Source organism: Rhizobium sophoriradicis, from assembly GCF_003939025.1.
GTDB classification, from domain to species: domain Bacteria; phylum Pseudomonadota; class Alphaproteobacteria; order Rhizobiales; family Rhizobiaceae; genus Rhizobium; species Rhizobium sophoriradicis.
Genome location: NZ_RQIH01000009.1, coordinates 1 through 21,610, shown reverse-complemented (window position 1 = coordinate 21,610; position 21,610 = coordinate 1). Strand labels below are relative to the sequence as shown.

At 56.0% G+C, this 21,610-nt stretch carries 17 protein-coding genes and 3 pseudogenes; 16 read left to right on the top strand and 4 right to left on the bottom strand.

The genetic code is table 11. The annotated features are described in order from the left end of the window. Positions 1-1,503: 1,503 nt before the first annotated feature. The 6 genes from EFR00_RS16215 (at position 1,504) to EFR00_RS16190 (ending at position 7,745) form a co-directional block, all read left to right on the top strand. Positions 1,504-1,794 carry a CopG family transcriptional regulator gene (locus EFR00_RS16215; protein ID WP_077991103.1) on the top strand — a complete coding sequence of 97 codons (291 nt, stop codon included), beginning with the start codon at positions 1,504-1,506 and terminating at the stop codon, positions 1,792-1,794. A 48-nt stretch (positions 1,795-1,842) separates the two neighbouring features. Continuing rightward, positions 1,843-2,037, top strand: coding sequence for a hypothetical protein (locus EFR00_RS16210; protein ID WP_125864851.1), 195 nt, complete (start codon positions 1,843-1,845; stop codon positions 2,035-2,037). A 263-nt stretch (positions 2,038-2,300) separates the two neighbouring features. Further along, positions 2,301-2,432, top strand: coding sequence for a hypothetical protein (locus tag EFR00_RS33910; RefSeq protein ID WP_281040127.1), 132 nt, complete (start codon positions 2,301-2,303; stop codon positions 2,430-2,432). A 571-nt stretch (positions 2,433-3,003) separates the two neighbouring features. Then, a complete protein-coding gene (locus EFR00_RS16200) occupies positions 3,004-4,452 on the top strand; it encodes a hypothetical protein (protein WP_077991104.1) in 1,449 nt (482 codons plus the stop codon). Positions 4,453-4,667: 215 nt separating this feature from the next. Beyond that, a complete protein-coding gene (locus EFR00_RS16195) occupies positions 4,668-6,632 on the top strand; it encodes an acyltransferase family protein (protein ID WP_077991105.1) in 1,965 nt (654 codons plus the stop codon). Between the two features lie 144 nt (positions 6,633-6,776). Continuing rightward, entirely contained in the window at positions 6,777-7,745 is a 969-nt protein-coding gene (locus tag EFR00_RS16190) for an IS481-like element ISRel2 family transposase (protein ID WP_077991138.1), read from the top strand. On the opposite strand, the pseudogene EFR00_RS16185 reads toward EFR00_RS16190, so the two are convergent. The 3 genes and pseudogenes from EFR00_RS16185 to gmd all read right to left on the bottom strand — a co-directional run bounded on the left by EFR00_RS16185 (position 7,683) and on the right by gmd (position 11,926). Next, positions 7,683-8,904: pseudogene (locus EFR00_RS16185) on the bottom strand (IS3 family transposase). The gene EFR00_RS16190 and the pseudogene EFR00_RS16185 overlap by 63 nt on opposite strands. Before the next feature lie 1,006 nt (positions 8,905-9,910). Beyond that, a complete protein-coding gene (gene fcl / locus EFR00_RS16175; RefSeq protein ID WP_077991107.1) occupies positions 9,911-10,864 on the bottom strand; it encodes a GDP-L-fucose synthase in 954 nt (317 codons plus the stop codon). Beyond that, positions 10,865-11,926, bottom strand: a complete 1,062-nt coding sequence (gene gmd / locus EFR00_RS16170; RefSeq protein WP_077991108.1) for a GDP-mannose 4,6-dehydratase — start codon at positions 11,924-11,926, stop codon at positions 10,865-10,867. A 210-nt stretch (positions 11,927-12,136) separates the two neighbouring features. Between gmd and EFR00_RS33035 the strand changes: the two genes are divergently transcribed. Further along, positions 12,137-12,274, top strand: a complete 138-nt coding sequence (locus EFR00_RS33035; protein WP_167482293.1) for a hypothetical protein — start codon at positions 12,137-12,139, stop codon at positions 12,272-12,274. Between the two features lie 232 nt (positions 12,275-12,506). On the opposite strand, the gene EFR00_RS16165 is transcribed toward EFR00_RS33035, so the two are convergent. Further along, positions 12,507-13,415, bottom strand: a complete 909-nt coding sequence (locus EFR00_RS16165; RefSeq protein WP_167482292.1) for a glycosyltransferase family 2 protein — start codon at positions 13,413-13,415, stop codon at positions 12,507-12,509. 127 nt (positions 13,416-13,542) lie between these two features. Between EFR00_RS16165 and EFR00_RS16160 the strand changes: the two genes are divergently transcribed. The 9 genes and pseudogenes from EFR00_RS16160 to tnpC all read left to right on the top strand — a co-directional run bounded on the left by EFR00_RS16160 (position 13,543) and on the right by tnpC (position 21,531). After that, entirely contained in the window at positions 13,543-13,974 is a 432-nt protein-coding gene (locus tag EFR00_RS16160) for a GtrA family protein (protein WP_167482291.1), read from the top strand. A 72-nt stretch (positions 13,975-14,046) separates the two neighbouring features. After that, positions 14,047-14,706 carry a class I SAM-dependent methyltransferase gene (locus tag EFR00_RS16155; RefSeq protein ID WP_077991111.1) on the top strand — a complete coding sequence of 220 codons (660 nt, stop codon included), beginning with the start codon at positions 14,047-14,049 and terminating at the stop codon, positions 14,704-14,706. A gap of 198 nt (positions 14,707-14,904) precedes the next feature. Next, positions 14,905-15,261, top strand: a complete 357-nt coding sequence (locus tag EFR00_RS16150) for a hypothetical protein (RefSeq protein WP_125864850.1) — start codon at positions 14,905-14,907, stop codon at positions 15,259-15,261. Between the two features lie 60 nt (positions 15,262-15,321). Continuing rightward, positions 15,322-15,672, top strand: coding sequence for a hypothetical protein (locus EFR00_RS16145; RefSeq protein ID WP_077991113.1), 351 nt, complete (start codon positions 15,322-15,324; stop codon positions 15,670-15,672). A gap of 650 nt (positions 15,673-16,322) precedes the next feature. Next, positions 16,323-16,489 (top strand): annotated as a pseudogene (locus EFR00_RS34235) (IS3 family transposase); the annotation flags it as partial. A gap of 911 nt (positions 16,490-17,400) precedes the next feature. Continuing rightward, the gene (locus tag EFR00_RS16135) at positions 17,401-19,410 is read left to right on the top strand and encodes an acyltransferase family protein (protein WP_077991114.1); all 2,010 of its coding nucleotides are present in this window, start codon (positions 17,401-17,403) and stop codon (positions 19,408-19,410) included. A gap of 175 nt (positions 19,411-19,585) precedes the next feature. Beyond that, on the top strand, positions 19,586-19,927 hold the full coding sequence (locus EFR00_RS16130; protein WP_125864849.1) for a transposase: 342 nt from the start codon (positions 19,586-19,588) through the stop codon (positions 19,925-19,927). 91 nt (positions 19,928-20,018) lie between these two features. Further along, entirely contained in the window at positions 20,019-20,198 is a 180-nt protein-coding gene (gene tnpB / locus EFR00_RS16125; protein ID WP_245435262.1) for an IS66 family insertion sequence element accessory protein TnpB, read from the top strand. A gap of 68 nt (positions 20,199-20,266) precedes the next feature. Beyond that, positions 20,267-21,531: pseudogene (gene tnpC, locus EFR00_RS34230) on the top strand (IS66 family transposase). Positions 21,532-21,610 lie beyond the last annotated feature (79 nt).

Sequence of the window (21,610 nt, the reverse complement as noted above, 5' to 3'; positions counted from 1 at the left end):
ACTCCTGGAGCTGCGTATGCGGCGAGGTTCTCCGCGAGTGGAACGGTGGTGTGTGCTTTGGCTACCGTTTGATCCGAGACATCAAATATCGATAAAATGCCTAACATTGAAGGTGCAATAACGCCTGAGCAGTTGGTAGCGAGATTCGCCAAGGCCGGCATTTCAATATCCGAACGGACTTTGTGCGAAAGGGCCAGAGAGCTTGGTGCTTATCGTCAGGTGGGCAAAACCATGTTCCTCATGCCGGAGGACTTCGAGACGATAATCGAGGCGGCAAAGCCAAGGCCGTAGAGGCAGAAGGATGCGGCGCCATCGGCCTCTTTTTGGAGCGAAGCTGATACTGATGCGCTCATCGAACGGCTGACCAAAAAGGAGTCGCGCGGTGGATCGAAAGCTACGCTATGACCAAGAGAGTCTTGTTCTCGACTTCTGAGATTAAGCGGTTGGCTGATGTCTCAAATGCCGAGGACGTCACCATTGAGCTTGAGCCCGAGGGAAGTATCCTTGCGTGATGCCATTCAGGCCGTCGTACGCCGCGAAACGAAAACCATCTCGGGAAGAAGAGGCAGAAGCCAGCCTTGCGGAGTGGCTAATGAACAAGCGAAACGGCTCATGACGCGCAAATCGATCATACCGGGAGCATGGCCGGCCTTGCTACGAATGGAGCCGTGGTGATGACTCGAAGATCACTCAGGCAAGCCGATGTCGAGCGCATCATTCGATGCCGCCGAGAAGACTGGCGCGGCAGTTCAAGTTGATCTCAGATCACTAATCATGACGATTTTCCCTGGGGCCGGAATTAGGCCAACCACCGCCGCCCCTCTCGCGCTTCAGCCAGATGGCGATGAGGATTGGGGAGATGTCGACACCGGCGTTTTCGCCAACCATCTCCGAAAGCGTCAAGCCAATCCTCGATTTGGTGAACGGATAAGGGCTTCGTCAGAAGCTAAACCGAAGAATGGACCTGGGGGCTATCCGATCATCAACGATCCCGACAATCCTCTTAAACAATGGTACGACAAACTAGGCTTTGATCCACCAGAGGACGCGAGGATAAGAGGCTCCGGGCGAAGGCCGATGCCGAGTGGGCAGCTTCTGGAACTCCGTTGAGAAACCGCGAGATCAAGGCTCTGAGATATCTATCCTCTGTTGGACCAAACATTAAAATAGGGTGGCGAGAGGTAAAGGACTGCGGACCCGAGACCGAGGAAAGACTGAAGGCCAGCGGCTTCCTGGAGACATTCCCGCAGGAGAAATTCCCCGATCAGATCGGCTATTATATGCTTACCCAGGCAGGGCTCGATACTTGGCAGAAACAATCGGCACGAGAACAACGCAGTTGAGCATAGAACGCCTATTCGCGCTATTTTTGGCAAGCGCGCTGCTCGGTGGCCGCGATTATCCGTATCCCCGCGCTTGGGCCGGATGTCCCTTCGAGCAGCAAGTTGTGGAGAAACACGATTTTCGCTGTGGAGTGCTCAAAGACAACGGCGAATTGAAGCCATGACGATGCCCGACACCGCCGCCCTCCTCGAGGATGCCGCCGATCGGATCGCAGATATCTCGCGAGCTGATCTGCAGATCATGCTTCGTCGGGCCGCCCTACGCCTGCGCAATGCCTCGGCTGCCTCGATGGATGATGATGTCGAGGAAGTGCTCCGCGACCTGGTCGGCGAGCTCGGACTTACGCGCAACGACACGATCAGGTTTATCGTGCGGGAGTGGTTGGAGAAGAACACCTATCTGCCGGTCCACGAGCTCGATGAAGACGGCGATGTGGATGGTAATGCCTGAGCCACGCTATCCTTGGCGGACCGCCCGTCCTTTGTTAGGAGCATCAGCATGCCAAGTCTCGCGCAGATGACCGGTTCATTGCATATCCACAACTTCTATACCGAGAAGTTGAAAGCCAAGCAGGAGCAGCTTTTTGACAGCGACCCTGAACTGGCTATGCTTCTCGACAACGTTGCTGCCATTCTATCAGAGCACGCCGTGGCCTTGGCCGAGGATATCGCCAACAAGGATGCGGAGGGGTGAGGCGGCTGACGAAGGTTTGGCCGGTGGCTCTGGGTGCCGCGATCGGATTTGGGTTGGGCGCGGCCTGGTCAAGTGATATTTGATGATACAGCAATCTCAGTTGCTTTAGGCTCTTGGCGCTGCCGTTGGCACCTTCGTAAAAAGTAGGCAAGTTACCCTTTCCACTCCAGCCACGCATCCTGACGATGTCCACAAAACGTGTTCAGGCGAGGGTCGACGCATGTGCGTCAGGTGAGTAAAAGGCGCCCATAAAAGGTGACGCCATGACTGAATCAAAAGACAAGAACGACGAACCGGAAAAGCGGCCCCCGCCTCCCAAAGCGATCAAGTTCTACGATCCGTGGGAAGAGGAGTTCCGTCGATCCTACAAGGATGACAAGAGCTTCGATTTCTGAAATGCACCTCGGCGCCCGCTGCTCGTGGACCAATTCGCACGCCACTTTTCTTGACTCTGCGGAACAATTGCCAAAATATCCGGAAGATAAAAATCGTTCCGAGTGATGAATATGGCAAATTACGTCGAGACTCAGCGGTTCCACTGTTCTAACGCGGCAGGCCGCAACTACACTGTGATTGAACAAATGCGGGCGCCTAGGTTTTCGGCAAGTCCACGGGTGGACTACGTCACGGAAGACGGCGAGGTTGCCGAGCGTCTCGATGAGGGCAGCTTCCTTCTGCTGATGTCAAATGAGGTAATCCGCGTCACATAGTGTGTCGGTAAGAATGCAGCCCCGTGACCGGTCGCCTCAGAATAAATTCTCAGATAGGAATACGGTGATGTTTTCGTCGTTTCCGCATCACCAACATCTACAGTCGGACGCGCTTTCTGCGCAATGTGTGGATAACTTCACTGACGAGAAGGCTATGCCGCTACGCTGCTTTGCCGCAAACGTCGGCGGGTCTATGGCGAACGGGCAATCAATGGTATTGGGTTGAGTCTGGGGTAGCGGGCAAAAAATCTTCGCAATGAACAAAGCCGTATTTTTTAAAAGCATAACCGCCGTAGCTCTGGCGTCTTTCATTATCTATTTCGCCACACTTAATTTCCTGAGCACGTTCCGTCTCGATGACGACAATCTCTACTACCTGCTATCCGGCCTGGTTTCACACACTCCGAATTCCTTCAAGTCGACTTTCCATACGCTGCTGTCGTGTGTGCAGGTCAATGAAAATGGAGACACGGAGGCAAGTTTCGTGTCGAGGCTTGATCTTCGTTACAACTACATCTGGAACTACACCTTGCTATCGTGGGTTTGGAATGGAGTGTTCTCCGTGCTCCCTCATGCCAGCGGTATGTCGGCCTTCGATAGCGCAGCCTTTATTGGCACTTTTCAGATAGCGCAGATCCTGACAACCCTTGCCGCCATCTGTCTTATTTCCTTCGGTAGGAATTCCGTTGAACGGCTAATGATCTTCGCGGTGGCGGCAGTCGTGTGCGCAGCGCTCGCGGGCATGCATGCCGGTGGTGATCGGCTGACCACCGGCGATCGGCTCCTCTCCGTGAAGTTCGTGCTCTCGGCGCACCAGAATTTTAACATCTTCAATTTCGCACCTAGAGGTTTGTCGGCACTTCTGCTGTTGGCGGCGTGCACGTGGCGTTGGCAGGGCAACTACCGTGTCTTCTACGCTGTCCTGGCGGTTCTAGGCTTCGTCCATCAAAGCAACGCGACGCTGATCGTGTTCACGTTCCTCGGGATGGATGCGCTATTCCGGCCGCGGATTTTCACCGACCGGCCGACGCTGTTGTTATGCGGAATTTCCGCGGCATGCATCATACTGAGGGAAGAGTTGACCCAAATCGTGGGTCTGGGGGTGCTTGCGTTGGTGCTGGCCGCGTTTATCTCACTGGCCGTGGCTTCCTACCGGCTGGACCCATTCGGTCGAGCGGCGCGCTTGCTCAAAAGGGTAAGCATTCCAGTCCCACCGGGGAGCCTCTCGGATATCGTCATCATTACCATGACGTGGCTGGGATCGATGTCCGTGTTAAGATTTGTAATGGCAAAGGGGTATGTCGACCAGTTTTCTGGTCGATACGTCTTCTTCCAATTGCACTCGCGTTACGGCTCGTTATTCCTGGCGGTTGTGATTGCGGGCATAGCGCTCTTTATCTACCGTCTAGCCGCGAAGTGGCAGTTGTCGAAAGCGGCGGTATGCTTGGTCGTTGCCGCCGCGGCTGTCGCCCAAGTAGGCGCGGCCCTATACAAAGAACGCCCTGGTCCCGAAAGTCAGATGATCGCGGATATGCAGACGGCGCTTCTCGCTCTAGATCAAACGACATCGTCGTACTGGGCACGGCCCAACAGGCTATTCGGGCGGGATGAGGAGCAGATTTTCTACTACAGCCAAATCGCCCTGCTGCTCGGCCACAAGATTCCGAGTATGCCGGAAACCGCATGCGCAGCCAACGCGCAGTGACGGGCGCGACAAGCCCGGGCTGGTCTGCGGTGGTTTCAGTTTCTCCCAGCGGATGATCGCCTCACTCAGTCCCACATATTCCATTTTACCGAGTAAAAGCCTAATAGGGTGCTCGCCAGCGATTTTCCGAATAGGATCGATGAGCTGCGGTATTTCGGGTGATTTATCTGTCGAGCTTTATCAGTCGATCGGGCACGTTCTAACACGGATTGCAGATGAACCTTTATAATCGTTCGGCGTCACGCGAGCCGCTGGCTGGCGGAGTGACAAAGCATTCTTATAGACCCGATGTTGATGGCTTGCGTGCGATTGCGGTTGGCATAGTAATCCTCTACCACTTTGGCTTCGCCGCCACGCCGGGCGGGTTCATTGGCGTCGACGTATTCTTCGTTATATCAGGCTTCCTGATCACAACCATATTGCGCACTGAATATCTTTCAGGAAAATTGACCCTAATAGGGTTCATCGAAAGACGAATTCGCAGGATATATCCTGCTTTGCTCGTGGTTGTGGCGGTATCGAGCGTTCTCGCTTTCACACTTTTTATGACCGACGACCTGAAACTATTCGGGAAAAGCGCCACTTCCATAGCGATACTTAGGTCCAACATAAATTTCTGGCGGGAAGCGGGCTATTTCGATGTGTCAGCTTCGACAAAGCCTTTGCTGCATACGTGGTCTCTTTCGATCGAGGGCCAATTTTACCTAATCTTCCCACTGTGCTTCGCAGTCGCTGCGCGTCTCTTTCCCCGGTTGATCCCCGCAGGAGTGGCGGCAGGCGCTGTACTCTTGTTTTTGTACAGCACCGAAATCGTAACATACGTGAGCAAAGACGCCGCATTCTACCTGCTCAGATCTCGTGCTTGGGAATTACTCATTGGGGCAGTCCTTGCACTTGGCGTCCTTCCGACACTGCGGACCGCCGCGCTGCAAAACTTGGCAGGGAGCATAGGAATTGTTATGATAGTGGGCGGATGCATCCTCATGACCAGCGTATTGCTTTTCCCTGGTCCATGGGCCCTGGTGCCGACCATCGGGGCAGCCTTGATCATATGGTCAGGAACCCACAACGCCGCTCCCCATGGGGTCGCGCGAGCGTTAGGCTGCAAGCCGTTGGTGCTCGTGGGCTTGATGTCCTACTCCCTATACCTATGGCACTGGCCTGTGCTCGTGTTCGCGAAGTACTTTGCAATCAGAGAATTACGTGGGTACGAGACAGCAGCCCTCGCCGTAATTGTGGTCTCCATCTCTTACCTTTCTTGGCGCTATATTGAGGTGCCTTTCCGTCGCACCGCTAGGTCGATGACCAGCCGCGGTGTCTACTTTGGCTGCATTGCAGTTTGTACCGCTGCAATCGCCCTGTTTGGACTGGCCGCAAGTTCGAGCGGCATGGCCTGGCGGTTGACACCGGAGGTGAGAAATCTGCTCGCCGCGACAAAAGGCAGGGAACTTCCGCCAGCTAATCTGCATGAATTACCGGTAGATGGCTTCAAACTAGGTGCAGGAACCTCAGGCGCTTCATTTGTCCTGTGGGGTGACTCTCATGCACGAGCGCTTTCGCCCGCCGTTGATGACATCGCCAAAAGCCGGGGAATTTCTGGCTACCTCTTTACCAAGCCAGGTTGCATGCCGACCGCTGTGGCTAACCATCTGTCGGATCAATGCGCCGCATACGCGTCGGCGGTCACAGATTTCATATCGCGGTCGGACATTAAGACCGCTCTGCTGGTTGCTCGATGGTCAGCGTACCCCCGTTGGTGGCAAGATGCAGCAGGTGGTGGCGATCTGTCGTCTCTCGAGACCGACTTTGCTTCATCTCTTCGGCGAACTGTGGAAACGCTCGCAAACCATGGGCTGAATGTAATCGTCGTGGAGGAGCCGCCCAACGTGGGGAGCAACGCTCCAAATCCGACAGCGAGGCGATTGCATTTCGGGCGCGAGAACTCGAACGTCTTCAGGATCGACAGCCACGCAAAGGGCATAGTTTTCACTGACGAAAAGCTGCGCTCGATCGTTGGAGATATTGCGCAATTGGTTCCGTCTCATCGGGCATTCTGCGATAACGATTTGTGCAGCTCTGTGGGGGAAGAGTTACCCTACTACTTCGACGACGATCATGTGTCCCCGTATGGCGCAGCAAAGATCGGACACCTACTCACTCAAGTCTGGAAGGTTCAATAGCACCTGCGGGATTTTTCGAAACCCTGACTTGCCACTGAACTTTCATCCAGCGGCGATTAGATGTGAGCTTTCGGGAGGTTGTCCATTCAAAGCGGATTTAGGAGACTGGAGCTATCACACCTCGAGTCGGAAGGATCGCCGCGACTGAACATTCATAAGAATGCCCGACTGACGCCGTTGCGCCGGGAACAAATGGCGCTTGCTGTTATCGAAGGGCATCTGACCCAGGCTCAGGCAGCACAGGCCTATGGCGTCGCGGCCAAGATCGTCGGCCGTTGGGTCGAGCGTTTCAAGGCCGGTGGTCGAGAGGCGATGCTCGATCGTTCCTCCCGACCTCATGCCATGCCCCGGCAGACCAGTCAGGCGCTGGCGGAGCGCATCATCACGCTTCGCCGCCAGCGCCTGACTGGCAAGCACATCGCGATCGAAACCGGTGTATCTGCAGCGACGGTGAGCCGGGTTCTCAAGCGCGCAGGCCTCTCCCGCCTCAAGGATATCGAGCCGGCCGAGCCTGTGCGTCGTTATGAACGCCAGGCTCCCGGCGAGATGATTCATATCGACATCAAGAAGCTCGGCCGGTTTCATGAGGTCGGCCACCGCATCACCGGCGATCGCACTCGCCAGAGTTCGCGCAGAGGCAAGAGTTGGGGCGCCGGTTGGGAATGCGTTCATGTGGCCATCGACGATGCCTCTCGCATCGCTTTCTCACAGATATTGCCGGACGAGACGAAAGAAAGCGCCGTGGCCCTCTTGAAGGCGGCATTGGCCTATTATGCCAGCCTCGGGATCGCGGTCGAGCGCGTTATGACCGACAATGGTCCCTGCTACACATCAAAGCCATTCGGCCAAGCTTGTCGCGACAACGGCCTCAAGCACGTCCGCACCAGACCATATACGCCTAAAACCAACGGAAAGGCCGAACGCTTCATCCAGACCGCCCTCAGAGAGTGGGCCTACGCCGTCGCCTATCCCAACTCGGACATGCGCGCCGCCGAACTGCCACGATGGCTTCATCGCTACAATTGGCACAGGCCTCACGGAAGTCTAAACTCAAAACCACCAATCACTAGGCTCGCTCTTACCCAGGACAACCTGTTGAGGCTCCACAATTAGAGCCTCGGCGGTTTTCGATACGCCAATTGACGTGGCGGGAGCAACCGGCGGAAAAGCGTAGCCTTCACCTTGCGCAGCGTTGGAGCCGGTTGCGGCGATGGTCCCGGCATAGGCTCCGGGTACGGTATCCGATCGAAGAGTGCGGCCGGAACGTATTGTAGGAGTCTATCCATTCGGAAATGGCACTGCGGGCGTGGCCGAGCCCGAAGAAGAGGCTCACGTTCAGCAGCTCGTCGCGCATGCGGCCGTTGAAGGATTCGACATAGCCGTTCTGCATCGGCTTTCCCGGCGCGATGTAGTGCCACCCGACCTTGTGTTCCTTCGACCAGGCGAGGACCGCGTTCGAGGTGAACGCCGTGCCATGGTCAGAGACGATCATGCCAGGCTTGCCGCGCCGCTCGAGGAGGGTTGTCAATTCCCGTGCGACGCGACGGCCGGAGATCGAGGTGTCGGGGATCATTCGCGCGTGAAGTCATCGACGACGTTGAGCACGCGGAAGCGTCTGCCGCAGGCGAACTGGTCGTGGACGAAATCCAGCGACCAGCGAGCATTGGCTTCGCTTCGACGAGGATCGGCGCACGCGTGCCGACGGCACGCCGTCTGGCTTTTCGCTTGCGGACCGAAAGCCCTTCCTCGCGATACAGCCGGTTGATGCGGTTGACCCCGGACGGTTCTCCGTCCCGCTTGAGCAGCACGAACAGCCGCCGATAACCGAAGCACCGTCGCTCGGTTGCGAGTTCTCGCAGTCTTGCACGCAGCTCGATCTCCGGCGGTCGGCATGAGCGATAGCGCACCGTCTTTCGGTCAGCGGATATGATTTGGCAGGCCCGCCGCTCCGAGAGACCCAGGACGGCCTTCAGATGCGCGACGGCTTCACGCTTGGCGGCAGGTCCTACCATTTTTTTGCAAGAAGCTCGCGTAGTGCGGCGGCGTCCAGCATCTGCTCGGCCAGCAGCTTCTTCAGCTTGGCGTTCTCCTCTTCGAGCGCCTTCAGGCGCTTCGCCTCGGAAACCTCCATGCCGCCGTATTTGGCTTTCCAGTTGTAAAAAGTCGCTTCTGAAATCCCATGCTTGCGGCAGAGATCGGCCATCTTCGCGCCAACCTCCTGCTCCTTCAGCACAGCAATGATCTGCTCTTCCGTAAATCTCTGCTTCTTCATGCGTCCGTCCTTCAATAGGCCGGACTCTAATCCAATTTGGAGGAAATTACCCGTGGCAGGTCAAATCCTCAAAGCCGCCACTGGCAGATACCGACCGTTGCTCATCACCATGATCTTAACGGGGTTTCGGTCAAGCGAAGAAGCGAAGCGCGGGGATTGAGATGGGAAGACGTCGACCTGAAGAAGGGACAGCTTCACGTGCGCCAGCGCGCCGATCAATACGGAAAGGTCAGGATGCCAAAGAGCGAGGCGGGACAGCGGACGGTGCCCCCGCCACCGATAGCGGTGAACACCCTTAAGAAATGGAAGCTGAAACGATCTAGGGCTAACGTTCGCTAATCAGGCAGGCAACATCGAGTTTCACAACAACATGCTTCATCGCGGACTTTGGGAAACCGAGATTGCAGCTGGCCTGTCTGTCGTCACCCACAAAAAGTGCAAGGACGGCAACGCGATCTTGGCGCCAAAGTATCCAGCGCCGCGTCACTGGTATGCGGCGTGGTGCATAAATCGGAAGGCGGACTGGAGGGCTGGAGCTTACGCCCAAGGCCGTTCAGGCGCGTATGGGTCACAGCTCAATTCACGTGACTTTCGATACCTACGGACACCTGTTCCCGGCGGCTGATGAGGCCTCCGAGATGGAAGCCGCCGAAAAGGCGCTGTTCGCGGTCAACGTGACATAGCCGCAACATGTAAGGAGATTTGCTAATAGAAACAACACGCGCGAAAACACTCTGACTTCGTTGATCTGGTTCGAATCCAGGTTCCCCAGCCAATTCTCCCAAATTGATGAAAAGACAGGCGTCGATGCGGATGTCTGACCTGCTGCTTGTCCAAGCAGCTGAATGGCTGGTGTAAGGCGGGGCGTAGTCGCGTGCTTCAATCAACAGAGCCGCTTGCGGCTAGCCGTCGCACCAGCGCCGCGCCATGCTGACGGCACGCCGATCTTGCTGCGCCGACGGTTCGCGACGTCCTTATTGTCGACACGATTCGGAACGGATCGACGCTACTGTCGCACCGCGCCGGCGTTACCCTCGAGCTGTAGAAACCAGTTATACACGGCGCGGATGCCGTCCTCCAACGAGATACGGGGCTTCCAGCCCATGCTCTTCAGCTTGTCTGTGCTCATGAGCTTGCGCGGCGTACCGTCTGGCTTGGAGAGGTCGTGGGCGATTGTTCCTTCATAACCGACTACGTCGCAAACCAAGCGCGCCAGTTCAACGATTTCGATATCCTCTCCCGAACCAACATTGACATGTTGCGCGTCGGAATAATTTCTCAGCAGGAAAACGAGCGCATCCGCACAATCGTCGACGTGAAGAAATTCCCGTCGCGGCGTTCCGGTTCCCCAGATGGTAATTTCGGGTGCCTCTGTCACCTTTGCGACGTGGGCTTTGCGAATTAGCGCGGGCAGGACGTGACTGGATTGCAGATCGAAATTATCGCCCGGACCATAAAGATTGGTGGGCATGGCAGAAATATAATCGCGCCCGTGCTGCTTACGGTAGGCTTCCGCCAGCTTGATGCCGGCAATCTTCGCGACGGCATACCATTCGTTGGTCGGCTCGAGCGGGCCGGTCAAAAGCGCATCTTCAGAAATCGGCTGCGGCGCAAATTTAGGATAAATGCAACTCGAGCCCAGAAACAGAAGCCTGTCGACGCCATTTCGATGCGCGGCTTCGAAGATATTGGCCTCGATGATCAGATTGTCGTAGAGAAAATCGGCCGCAAAGGTGTCGTTCGCCAGAATACCGCCAACCTTCGCAGCCGCGAGGATGATCGCATCCGGCTTGTTCGTCTGGACAAACCTTTCGACTTCGTCCTGCCGCTTGAGATCGAGCTCCTGCCGTGTTGCCGTAACGACAGTGCAATTTTCTGAGTGAAGCCTGCGCACAAGGGCGCTGCCCACCATGCCCCGATGACCGGCCACCCAGATTTTCTTGTTCGACAAGTCGGACACTCAGCTATCTTTCCTGCTGTTCAGGGCCTTCCAGTGTTTGATATCTTCACGCACCATTTCGGCGGCGAGTTCGCGAACCGGCGTCTTGTGGTGCCAGCCCAAATTCTGACGTGCTTTGGTCGGATCGCCAAGCAAAAGATCGACTTCGGTCGGGCGAAAATACCGGGGATCGATTTCGACAAGGCATCGGCCGGAGGCAGCGTCATAGCCCTTCTGATCAACGCCGGATCCCTTCCATTCCAGAGTAATGCCCACGTCGGCAAAGGCCCACTGGACGAACTGGCGCACACTGGTCGTCTCACCTGTCGCCAATACGTAGTCCTCCGGCTTGTCCTGCTGCAGCATCAGCCACATGCCCTCGACATATTCGCGCGCGTGGCCCCAGTCGCGCTTGGCGTCGAGATTGCCGAGGAAGAGCTTATCCTGGAGGCCGAGATGGATGGCAGCCACCGCCATCGTGATCTTGCGGGTGACGAAGGTTTCGCCGCGAAGCGGGCTTTCGTGGTTGAACAGAATGCCATTGGACGCATGCATGCCGTAGGCCTCGCGATAATTCACCACGATCCAATAGGCATAGAGCTTGGCGGCGGCATAGGGAGAGCGTGGATAAAATGGCGTCTTCTCGTTCTGCGGCACTTGCTGCACAAGACCGTAGAGCTCCGATGTCGATGCCTGGTAGAACCGGGTCCTTTTCTCAAGACCCAGGATACGGATCGCCTCAAGCAGCCTCAGCGTCCCAATGCCATCGGCATCCGCCGTATATTCAGGCGTTTCGAAACTGACGCCAACATGGCTTTGTGCGGCAAGGTTGTAAATTTCGTCAGGCTGCGTCTGCTGCACGATCCGCAGGAGGTTGGTCGAGTCGATCATATCGCCATAGTGGAGGATGAAGCGCGGATGGGCTTCATGCGGATCCTGATAGATGTGCTCGATACGGCCGGTGTTGAAAGACGAGGATCGCCGCTTGATGCCATGCACCGTGTAGCCTTTGCTCAAAAGCAATTCGGCCAGATAGGCACCATCCTGACCAGTCACCCCGGTGATAAGTGCAGTTTTTGTCATTTTTCACGTCGTCTTTCGGTACATCCTACGTCTACCACTACCTCATATTGAAAAACGTTCTAGCCGCATAGGTTCAAGCCGACACCAGTCCGAACCTCCACGTCGCTCACGATCCAATCACACAATCTGTCGATGTCAACAAAATCATCTCCGACCTGGACTCGACGCGCGCGGGCCTCATATGGTTATATCTGACTAAGAGGTGAATCGATGACGGAGACTCGCGACCTGCGCAAAGCGTCCAATCGGCCGACTACGCCGCTGCTTTCGAACGGACAGAAGTCTTTTGATCTTCGGGAAGAAGAGTTTCGCCGGTCGCAAAAGAACGATAAAGCCATTGATTTCTGACAGAGGACGGTGCCCCTCTTGAGGCAACACGGCAGGCGGCCGTTTATGGGCGCGTCTTCTGCCGCTCTCTACAGCCGGGAATCGCAATTGCCCGCCCCGCTCTCCGAAAGCCCCGACGTTCGCCATCGAGGACCGTTGTAGGCTGCAGCGAACGAGCGCCGATGCGATACAGTCAGGACACGGCAAGCGAGAGCCTCTTAGTTATTCACTTCTCACAAACGGCAAGCCTCCACTAGCCGTTTCTCTCATTTATAAGCGCCGCCAAGAGCCCAAAGAACAAAGACTGAAGACCAAAAAACAGCAACCCCAGAACCAGGTTTACATTTTCGATCGGCTTCGAAGCGGCGGAAAGAAAGTAATCAGTGACTTGCGAAACCGAAACGACGCCAGCAATGAACAGAAAGAATAAACCGATCGTGCCGAAGATTTTAAGCGGAGCAACCCCGATAAGGACCATGACCAACTGCGGCAAAACTTTGACAGGATACCTCAAAGACACGAATGACCTGCCTGTTTTCCTCACGTTGAATTGCACCGGGACTTGAGCGAACCGCATCCCCTTGTGATAGGCGTCAAGCAGGATCTGTTGGGTGTAGTTGTAGTCGCCTGGCAGACGGAAGACCCCGAGATATTCTCTGTTGACGGCGAATATCCCGGGTTGGCTGTCTGTAACATCCCAGCGGGTCAAAGTCCTCATAAGCCACGTGAACATTTTGTTGCCGATGCGCCTCACGATAGGCATGCGGTAAGAAATTTGTTCAAACCGGTCACCGTAAACGACGTCGACCTCATCACGCAATACCGGCTGTATCAATGAGACAATATCCAGCGGCTCGTGTTGTAGGTCGGCGTCGAACTTAACAGCGATATCGCTGTCGGCTGCCTTAGCGGCGCGCAGGCCGGTGCGGACTGCGGCGCCTAAACCTCGATTTTTTGCGTGGCGGATTACTCTGTCTGCCCCAGCAGCCGTCGCGATCGCTCCCGTCGAATCCCGTGAACCGTCATCGATGACGAATATGGCAAGCGCGATTCCAATATCTCGCAGTGCCGGGGCACATGTCTGAAGCCCTCGCACAGTAGCATCGATGGATGCCGCTTCATTATAAGCGGGGACTATGACGACGAGCTTCTTCTGTTCCAAAGTTTTCTCTCTCGCTGAATCTGTGGGCGCAATCCTATAGCGATTGATGATAATAGGCTCAACTGCTAACGGTGGCGTCGTCAACAGTTGGAGATACGAAGGCGTGAGCAGATCGAGCAGGCAAAAGATGGGCGCACAGCACCAGCGGCGCCGGCTCGAAGAATTAGTCCGCTATGGCCTCGCAACCATCGCCAGCGCCGCGGTATCCTTCGGCTTGCCGGTCGCCCTTCACGAGATAGTTGGGCTAGGGGATACCTTGGCCGTTGGGATCGGTCTCATCTGCGCCTTCGCACTCAACTTTGTGTCCATCCGCCTGTTCGTGTTCAGGAGCGACGGAGTTATCAAGCGACAGCTTATTGGGTTTCTGATATCGAGCGGCTTCTTTCGCCTCGCGGAATTGTGGGTGTTTTTGCTCCTGACGAAATTGGGCACCAATTACGCCGTTGCTTTGATTATCACACTGGTATGCTCCTTCGCTGCAAAATTCGCTGTGCAGAAGTATCTTATATTTACACGTCCGGATCGCGGCGATAATCATCCGCTTCTCGAGAGAAGGTAGACAGACGTGACGTCCCCAAACCAAACTGATTTCGCCACAAGTAATGCTTCATATGTTTCTGCGCAGAGCAAAATGGCCCTGCTGCCGAATTATTACAAATGGACCTACGCTGCGCTGAGACCATATTTGCGAGGCAAGGTCGTGGAGCTTGCCGCTGGGGCGGGGTTCGGGATTGGAACATATATCGATCGGGCCTCGAGAGTCATTGCAGTCGATCACGATCCCGATCTGCTGCGTGTATTGAAATCTCGATATGGCAATGTCGAAACTTTGAATGTTGATCTACTGGGCGACTGGGAGGAACTGGATGGCGGTGCAGACGCGATCGTAATGATGGACGTCGTAGAGCATTTTGAAGATGACTTGGCATTTCTCAGAAAGGTCCACTCGAAACTCAAGCCCGGCGGACATGCGCTTATAAAAGTTCCCGCGCAGGAAGCCCTCTACAGCCAAATCGACCTCGCCTCTGGCCATTACCGCAGATACGAAGAAGAGACGCTAAGAGCGCTTGCGGCTTCTTCAGGTTTGGAGGTGTGCCTCTTGCGCCACATCAACGTTATTGGCTCAATGGCATACAAGCGCAGGAAAAATCATAAAAGTAATTTCTCAAAGACGTTTAAAAGCAGCCAGCTCAAACTGATTAACATGCTCATACCGGTAATAGCCGCAGTCGATAAAATACTGCCGGGGCCAGGCCTCAGCCTCGTAGCCGTTTTGCAGCGGCCGGAATAGTCCGTTGCAGGGCGCGCAAAATCAAGTGGACCACCCCACCTACGCCGCCTGGCAAAATAAGTTCGCCCGAGTCGGATTGACGCTCGGCCTTTTAGCTTTTGTGTCGTATTTCGCGACACTCAATTTTCTGACAACCTTTCGGCTGGCGACGATAATTTATACTACGTGATCTCCGGTTTGACGGCAGCGACGCCTGATATGTTCAAATCCACATACCACACCCTCGTCTCCTGTGTTTCGATCAACGATGCCGGGGATACTGAAGCGAGCTTCGCTTCCCGGATGATCCTACTATATAACTACATCAGCATCTACACACTTATGTCTGCTATCTGGGGCGGGTTGTTCCGACTCAAGCTCCTGCCAGATTCTGAATTGGCTTTCGATGCCGACGCTTTCATTTCGGCTTTCCGGTGGTCGCAGGCATTCATCTTTACCCTGGCTATCCTTCTGGTCGCCACAGGTCGAGGCGGCGGCAGGAGAACTATTGCCGTTGCAGCGACTGAGGTGACATGTGCCGCCCTTGCTGCGTTCTTCGAAAAGCCGACCGGTTGACTCGGCGACCCTCTCCTCTCCCTGAAGTTTGTTCGTTCAACGCCGAGCTATTTTAGTACCGTGGGCGTCACCAATCTCGCGGCGCTTATCGTCATTTTTGTCGCCGTCGCCCTTCCCTCAAGCAGGATCCAATTATACGAACACGTTTCCGCCCGCGTACGTCGGGTAAGTGGCATCGCACTCACCACCGAAGTATTGAACATCTGCACCATCATTGCGGTGTGGCTGGGATCGATACCGTTTTTGCATGCGGCGGTCGCTCATGAGCTCATCGATCAGTTCTCTGGCAGATATGTTTTCTGGCAACTCCACACCCGCTACGGCTCACTATTCTTGGCTGTAATCTTTGGTGGTTTGGCCTATAAAGCTTGTGATCCTTTGCACAGCGACGGCAGACGGCATTTTTGCTAACACTCCTGATCGCCGTGGCAATCTTCGACATCTTTGTTCAGCCTCACGTCGTACGCGCGGCGAAGTATGAAATTCTTTCGGCGGCCATACAACAAAGGTTGCTGATGTCGATGCTGCTACGCGTGAGTATTGGACGCAGGTAAAGCCCGACCTCACCCGCGATCAAGAGCAAATATTCTACTACACCCAGATCCTCAGCCATTCTCAGCAAAGCCGGTCGGCGCCGCTCCAGTCATTTGCCTGCCGGTAATAAATCAAGGCCTGCGGGTGTTAAGGTGCGAGGCGCTTTTGCTGATAGAGCATTTTGGGCGGCGCAGGAGTCTTTCGCCTTTTGAAGACGGACTGTTGAGCAAAGAAGGAGCAGAGCATTTACGCTACCACTGGAATACTCTCATGCGCGGGGTCGGGTACTACATTTCCATATGTTGGTCCGAGGCCGCCCTGGCTAGAATCGGCACGGATCTTATCCGTCACATGGAAGTCGCGAGGCCTCTGCATCAGCCCCCTGCCTCACTCTGTGGCAAGGACCTATGGCATCGTCTCGTCACCCCGCATAATGCGGGAATCCAATGACGTGCCCCAGCACACTAGCCCAGTTGGAACTGGAATTTTCCACTTATGATCCCTGGCGGGAAGAAGAGGAGAGTTCGGTGAAAAACTCGAAGTTTTCGGAAGCGCAAATCGCGTTGGTACTAAAGCAGGCAGAGGACGCAACTCCGATCGGTGTGCTGCAAGTAAGAGAATTTCGGACGCGACGTTTTACGACTGCCGCAAAAAATACGCCGGCCTGATGCCGTCGGAGATGAAGCGGCCACGAGTTACGAAGGGCTGAACACAGGCCGTTCAGATTCCATTCAAGCACCTAAAGGCAAAATTGGAAAATGAGCAGACAAACTGGAGGCCACGAAGGGCCATGATCGCAAAGAAAGCACTTCTCACAATTGCCGTGTGCCTGACGGTTTTCGCAGCTCCCGCGCAGGCGCAAGATTTCGAGATCTATGTGGGACCGCGTGGACATCGAGAATACGACGGAGATCGGTATCGCGACCGTGATTGGGATGGCGGCCGTCATTGGGACCGGGGCGGGGAGCGGGGCCGGGGCCGGCAGCGCGTTGATCGCCGCAACCCTCGATTAGGTCCGTGTGACCCTGAAGTTGCATTGGATCATGCCCGAGAGTATGGAATGCGAAGAGTTAGAATCGCCTCCATCACTCGCGACCGTATCGTGGTCACCGGCATTGGGTTCGAGGGCGAGCGCACGCATATGGTGATCCTTAACGACGCTCGCTGTAATCGGATCAGATAGCCTAGTCTACACGGCTGGTGCATGGGTATAGAGCGGCAATTCCGGCAGTTACGGGCTGCTCGCCCGTGAATGACGGCGACGGCCCCTACCGCGAGGGCGCCGACGCCGTTGCCTCCACATTTTTCTGCGCCGCCTTCGTCCGCCCCCATCTCATAGAAAGCCGTGGTAAGCAGCCACCTAGGCAACACGGATCGATGGACGACTTATCTGCTTTGTCTCGTGGCTTTGATGCCTCCCACCTGAGACTGGGCAAGCGAGCCGGCGTACAACGACGAGCCGCGGCCGGCATAAAAATCCGCTCGCTTCATAGGTGGTCTACAGATTACATGCGGATTTGCGCTGAAGACGCCGTTTGCCGTCAAAAAAGAAGATTGATCTTCTGCGGGTTTTGTACGATCAGCTTCTAGCGGAAGGGACCGTGCATGGATGATCTTTCGACTGCTGATTATGGAAAGACAAAGACGTTCTCGGTGAACGAACCAAGTTACCGACCGGACATTGACGGCCTTAGAGCAATCGCGATCATTTCCGTGGTCGTTTTCCACGCCTTCCCCGATCTTGCCCCGGGAGGATTTGTCGGCGTCGACATCTTTTTCGTGATCTCCGGGTATCTGATCTCGAAAATCATAATGAACCAAACGGCCAATGGCTCTTTCAGCTTTCTCAATTTTTACGGAAGGCGGATCCGCCGCATTTTTCCGGCACTGATAATAGTTCTGCTTGTCACGCTGGCAGCTGGGAATACCGCCCTCCTGAAGCCGGAGTTCGATCAGCTGACGAAGCATATTGTCGCGTCGACTTTTTTCGCGCAGAACTTTTCACTACTTGCTGAGGCAGGATATTTCGATCGCGCATCAGACATGAAGCCGCTGCTTCATCTATGGTCTCTTTCCGTCGAGGAACAGTTTTACATTCTTTTCCCGATTCTGGTTGTGTCCCTCAGCGCGGCGCGGCTCCGGGTATGTATCCCTGTATTCATGTTGGCTTTCGCCATTGCATCATATATTTGGGGCCATCAGATTTTGAAGTCGAGCCCTGAAGAGGCGTTTTACCTGCCATATCTCCGCGCCTGGGAGTTGCTCGCCGGCGCCCTGTTAATGGCGACCGAAGCCAGGATAAAGCAAATCCTTTCTCTTCATTGTTGGCTGCCGCACATCCTCGCAATGATCGGGCTCGGGATGATTTTGCACGTAATCTACGCGCTGAACAGCACAAGTCCATTTCCCGGCCGGGCGGCACTCTGGCCTGTTCTAGGGGCCGTTTGTGTTATCGCGGCCGGAACAGGGAACGTCTTCAACAAACGGGTTCTGGCCAGCCGGCCGTTCGTATGGACCGGCTTGATCAGCTATCCGTTATATCTTTGGCACTGGCCGATCCTCACATATCTTAGGATAGTCGTCGGCAACACTCCGCCGTCGACCACTAGACTCATCGCAGTTGCAATCAGCATCGGCCTTGCTTACGCTACATATCAAGCCGTTGAGCGACCGCTGCGAAACGTCACTTTCAGGCACTATCCTTCGGCCAGCTCATGCACGCTAGCGATCAGCCTATGCTGCGTTGCCGCCGTAGCGGCTATTGGCAATGCTGGATTGCTAGATCGGTTTCGACCTCCAGCGCTCATCAACAATACCGAGAATTTCTCCTTCGATGGTCGATTTGAAAACGGCATCTGCCGGAAAACGTACCCCGACATCAAATCCCGTTTCTGCAACCTCGCCGAAGAGCGTCCCCCAACTGTGGCTTTGATCGGCGACTCCCATGCCATGTCGTTCTACGATGGGTTGGCACCTCTCGTGTCGGCCCGTGATGGCAACCTTCTGAACATCGGCGGCTTCTCCTGCATGCCTGTGTTCGATGCACCGATCCATAGCCATGGCTATCCATTCCGCACTACCGAATGCGTCGACGTAATCAACGCTGCTTTAGCCGAAGTAGTAGGGAACCCTCACATCTCCACGGTCGTGCTGGCAGGCAGGCGCTTCGTCAACCCCCTTTCAGATGAACAGAGCGCTGCCGTCGAGAAAGCCTTCCGTGCCACGTTCAACCGCCTGAGATTAGCCAACAAGAGAATCATTTACATTCTTGATTTTCCAGAGCTGCCACTTGATCCGCACGCTTGCGTAAGATCATTGCCTTGGGGCACACCGAACTGCCTCGTTGATGCCTCACAACCGCTTACTCTGCGCAACGCACAGGTGGATTTCATCACCAAGCTCGCCAGAAGCTACCCCGTGGTTAAAATAGTGGATCCTTTTGAGGTGCTCTGCCGCAATGGCAGTTGTCCCATCATAGTTGCCGACAAAAGCCTTTACATCGATGACAGTCATCTGTCGCGCGATGGCTCCGCCTTCGTGGCGCCCTTGCTGGCCGATGCCATTTTTCATTCTGACCGGAATGCTCAACCCTTACCGCCCAATGACTTCCGGTAGCTCCGCCAGGAACGATGCGATAGTAGGCACGCGTCCGCTCGCTTGCATCTTGCGAGTTCCAAGCAGCTGTACTGCCAGACAGTAAGCGTCCGGTGAAGCAGCCTTTGAGATTTCGCCCATTGCACTGAAGTTAGTCGCTAATTCCGTAGTTAGCGACGTAGCCAAGGGTGAACTTATGGGGCGGGTTGAGATTCTGACGGGCGTCGAGCGCCGCCGTGTCTGGACGGACGAGGACAAGCTTCGGATTCTGGAGGAGGTTCAGACGAGCGGTTCTGGCGTCGCCGAGATTGCCCGCCGGCACGATATTCTCCCGCAGCAGATTTACACCTGGCGCAAAAAGCTTGGCCGGGACATCAGGTCGTCGGGTGGATCAGGCGTGAGGCTGTTGCCGGTGGCTCTGATCGGGCCGGATGCGCAAAGCGAACAGATCGAGCCGCGGCAGCAGAGAAGGCCACAGCGAAACGGCCGGCAAAGCCGCCGCGCATTGAGATCGGCTGCAAAGGTGGCCGCGTCCTGAAAGTCGATGCCTCGATTGCGCCAGAAACGCTGAAGGCGCTGATCCGGTCGGTGGAAGAGGCATGATAGGACCGGGGTGACGCATCAAGCTTTTGTTCTGGGATGGCCAGGGCTTCTGCCTTTACTACAAGGTCCTGGAGAAGGGCCGCTTTCCGTGGCCCTCGGCTGCCGATGGCACAGCCCGGCTGACGGCGGCGCAACTGGCGATGCTGTGGGAAGGGATCGACTGGCGGCGGCCGTCATGGACCGCTGCGCCGACGCGCAGCGCATGAGGTAAAAATGCAATGTTTCCATTGCTATAGCTGGTGATCTGTGGCCAAATCAGCTATACGTTCCGGCCATGGAACAAGGCCTTTCCGAGCTGCCGGATGACGTCGAGAGCCTGCGCGCGATCATCGCCGCGCAGGCCGAAGAACTGGCGCGTCAAAGCCAGAGGCTGCGCTCGCGAGACACTTTGATCGAGAAGCTGAAGGCCCAGCTTGCCGTCCTGAAACGGGCCCGCTTCGGTACCTCGTCGGAGAAGATCGAACGCTCGATCGAGCAGCTTGAGCTGGCGTTGGAAGACATCGAGGCAGCGGAGGCGGAGATTGAGGTCTCTGCGCGTTCCGTCTCGGGCAGCCGAGAAAAGGCGAAGCCGAGCCGTCAGCCATTGCCGGATCATCTGCCGCGACAGGAGGTGGTTCACCAGGCGGCTTGCGCCTGCCCGGCCTGCGGAGGGGCCGACTTCATCCGCAACGGTGAGGCCGTCACCGAGGTGCTCGACTATGTTCCGGCGTCCTTCCGGGTCGTGCGTCATGTGCAGCCGGGCTTCACCTGCAAGGGCTGCGACACCGACATCAAAGCGCCGATGCCGTCGCTGCCGATCGAGCGCGGCAAGCCGGGAGCTGGTCTTGTCGCGCAGGTGCTCACCGCCAAATATTGCGATCATCTTCCTCTCTATCGGCAATCGGAGATTTATGCACGGGAAGGCGTCGATTTCTCCCGTTCGACCATGGCCGATTGGGTCGGCAAGGCGGGTGCGCTGCTCGAGCCGCTCGTCGCCAAACTGCGCGCGCACGTGTTCGCCGGCAGCCGTTTGCATGGCGACGACACACCGGTGCTGGAGCCTGGCAAGGGCAAGACGAAGACGGGGCGACTGTGGAGCTACGTTCGCGACGGTCGCCCTTGGGGAGACAAGACGCCACCCAGCGTCGCCTACTTCTACAGTCCGGATCGCAGGGTGAGCATCCGAAAGCCCACCTCGCAGACTTCTCGGGCATCTTGCATGCCGATGGCTATGCCGGGTTCCGCAACCTCTATGAAGCAACCCAACCCGACAAACCCGCCGCCATCCAGGAGGCGGCGTGCTGGGCGCATGTCCGCCGCAAGTTCTTCGATCTGACCACCAGCCCCGGAACGCATTCGATCGCCCAGGAAACGCTTGTCCGGATCGGCGAGCTCTACGACATCGAGAATGCCATCCGCGGAGCGCCGCCGGACAGGCGCAAGACTATCCGCCACCAAGGGGGTCAAAATTGGATGCCGATAAGGGGTGAATATTGGACGCCGATTGACAGCCGCAAGAACGTAAGCGACAAGCAGACCCCATCTGGCGAAGCAGCTTAGCGGTCGGCTATCGGTAGCGGACACGATGAACTGCTGTGAGCTTCTATGTCTGCGCCTAGCTCTGGAACTAGAACTTTTC

Coding starts and splice junctions, on each gene's coding strand:
- EFR00_RS16215 (WP_077991103.1), top strand. CDS start 1,504: ATGACGATGCCCGACACCGCCGCCCTCCTCGAGGATGCCGCCGATCGG.
- EFR00_RS16210 (WP_125864851.1), top strand. CDS start 1,843: ATGCCAAGTCTCGCGCAGATGACCGGTTCATTGCATATCCACAACTTC.
- EFR00_RS33910 (WP_281040127.1), top strand. CDS start 2,301: ATGACTGAATCAAAAGACAAGAACGACGAACCGGAAAAGCGGCCCCCG.
- EFR00_RS16200 (WP_077991104.1), top strand. CDS start 3,004: ATGAACAAAGCCGTATTTTTTAAAAGCATAACCGCCGTAGCTCTGGCG.
- EFR00_RS16195 (WP_077991105.1), top strand. CDS start 4,668: ATGAACCTTTATAATCGTTCGGCGTCACGCGAGCCGCTGGCTGGCGGA.
- gmd (WP_077991108.1), bottom strand. CDS start 11,926: ATGACAAAAACTGCACTTATCACCGGGGTGACTGGTCAGGATGGTGCC.
- EFR00_RS33035 (WP_167482293.1), top strand. CDS start 12,137: ATGACGGAGACTCGCGACCTGCGCAAAGCGTCCAATCGGCCGACTACG.
- EFR00_RS16160 (WP_167482291.1), top strand. CDS start 13,543: ATGGGCGCACAGCACCAGCGGCGCCGGCTCGAAGAATTAGTCCGCTAT.
- EFR00_RS16155 (WP_077991111.1), top strand. CDS start 14,047: ATGGCCCTGCTGCCGAATTATTACAAATGGACCTACGCTGCGCTGAGA.
- EFR00_RS16150 (WP_125864850.1), top strand. CDS start 14,905: ATGTTCAAATCCACATACCACACCCTCGTCTCCTGTGTTTCGATCAAC.
- EFR00_RS16135 (WP_077991114.1), top strand. CDS start 17,401: ATGGATGATCTTTCGACTGCTGATTATGGAAAGACAAAGACGTTCTCG.
- EFR00_RS16130 (WP_125864849.1), top strand. CDS start 19,586: ATGGGGCGGGTTGAGATTCTGACGGGCGTCGAGCGCCGCCGTGTCTGG.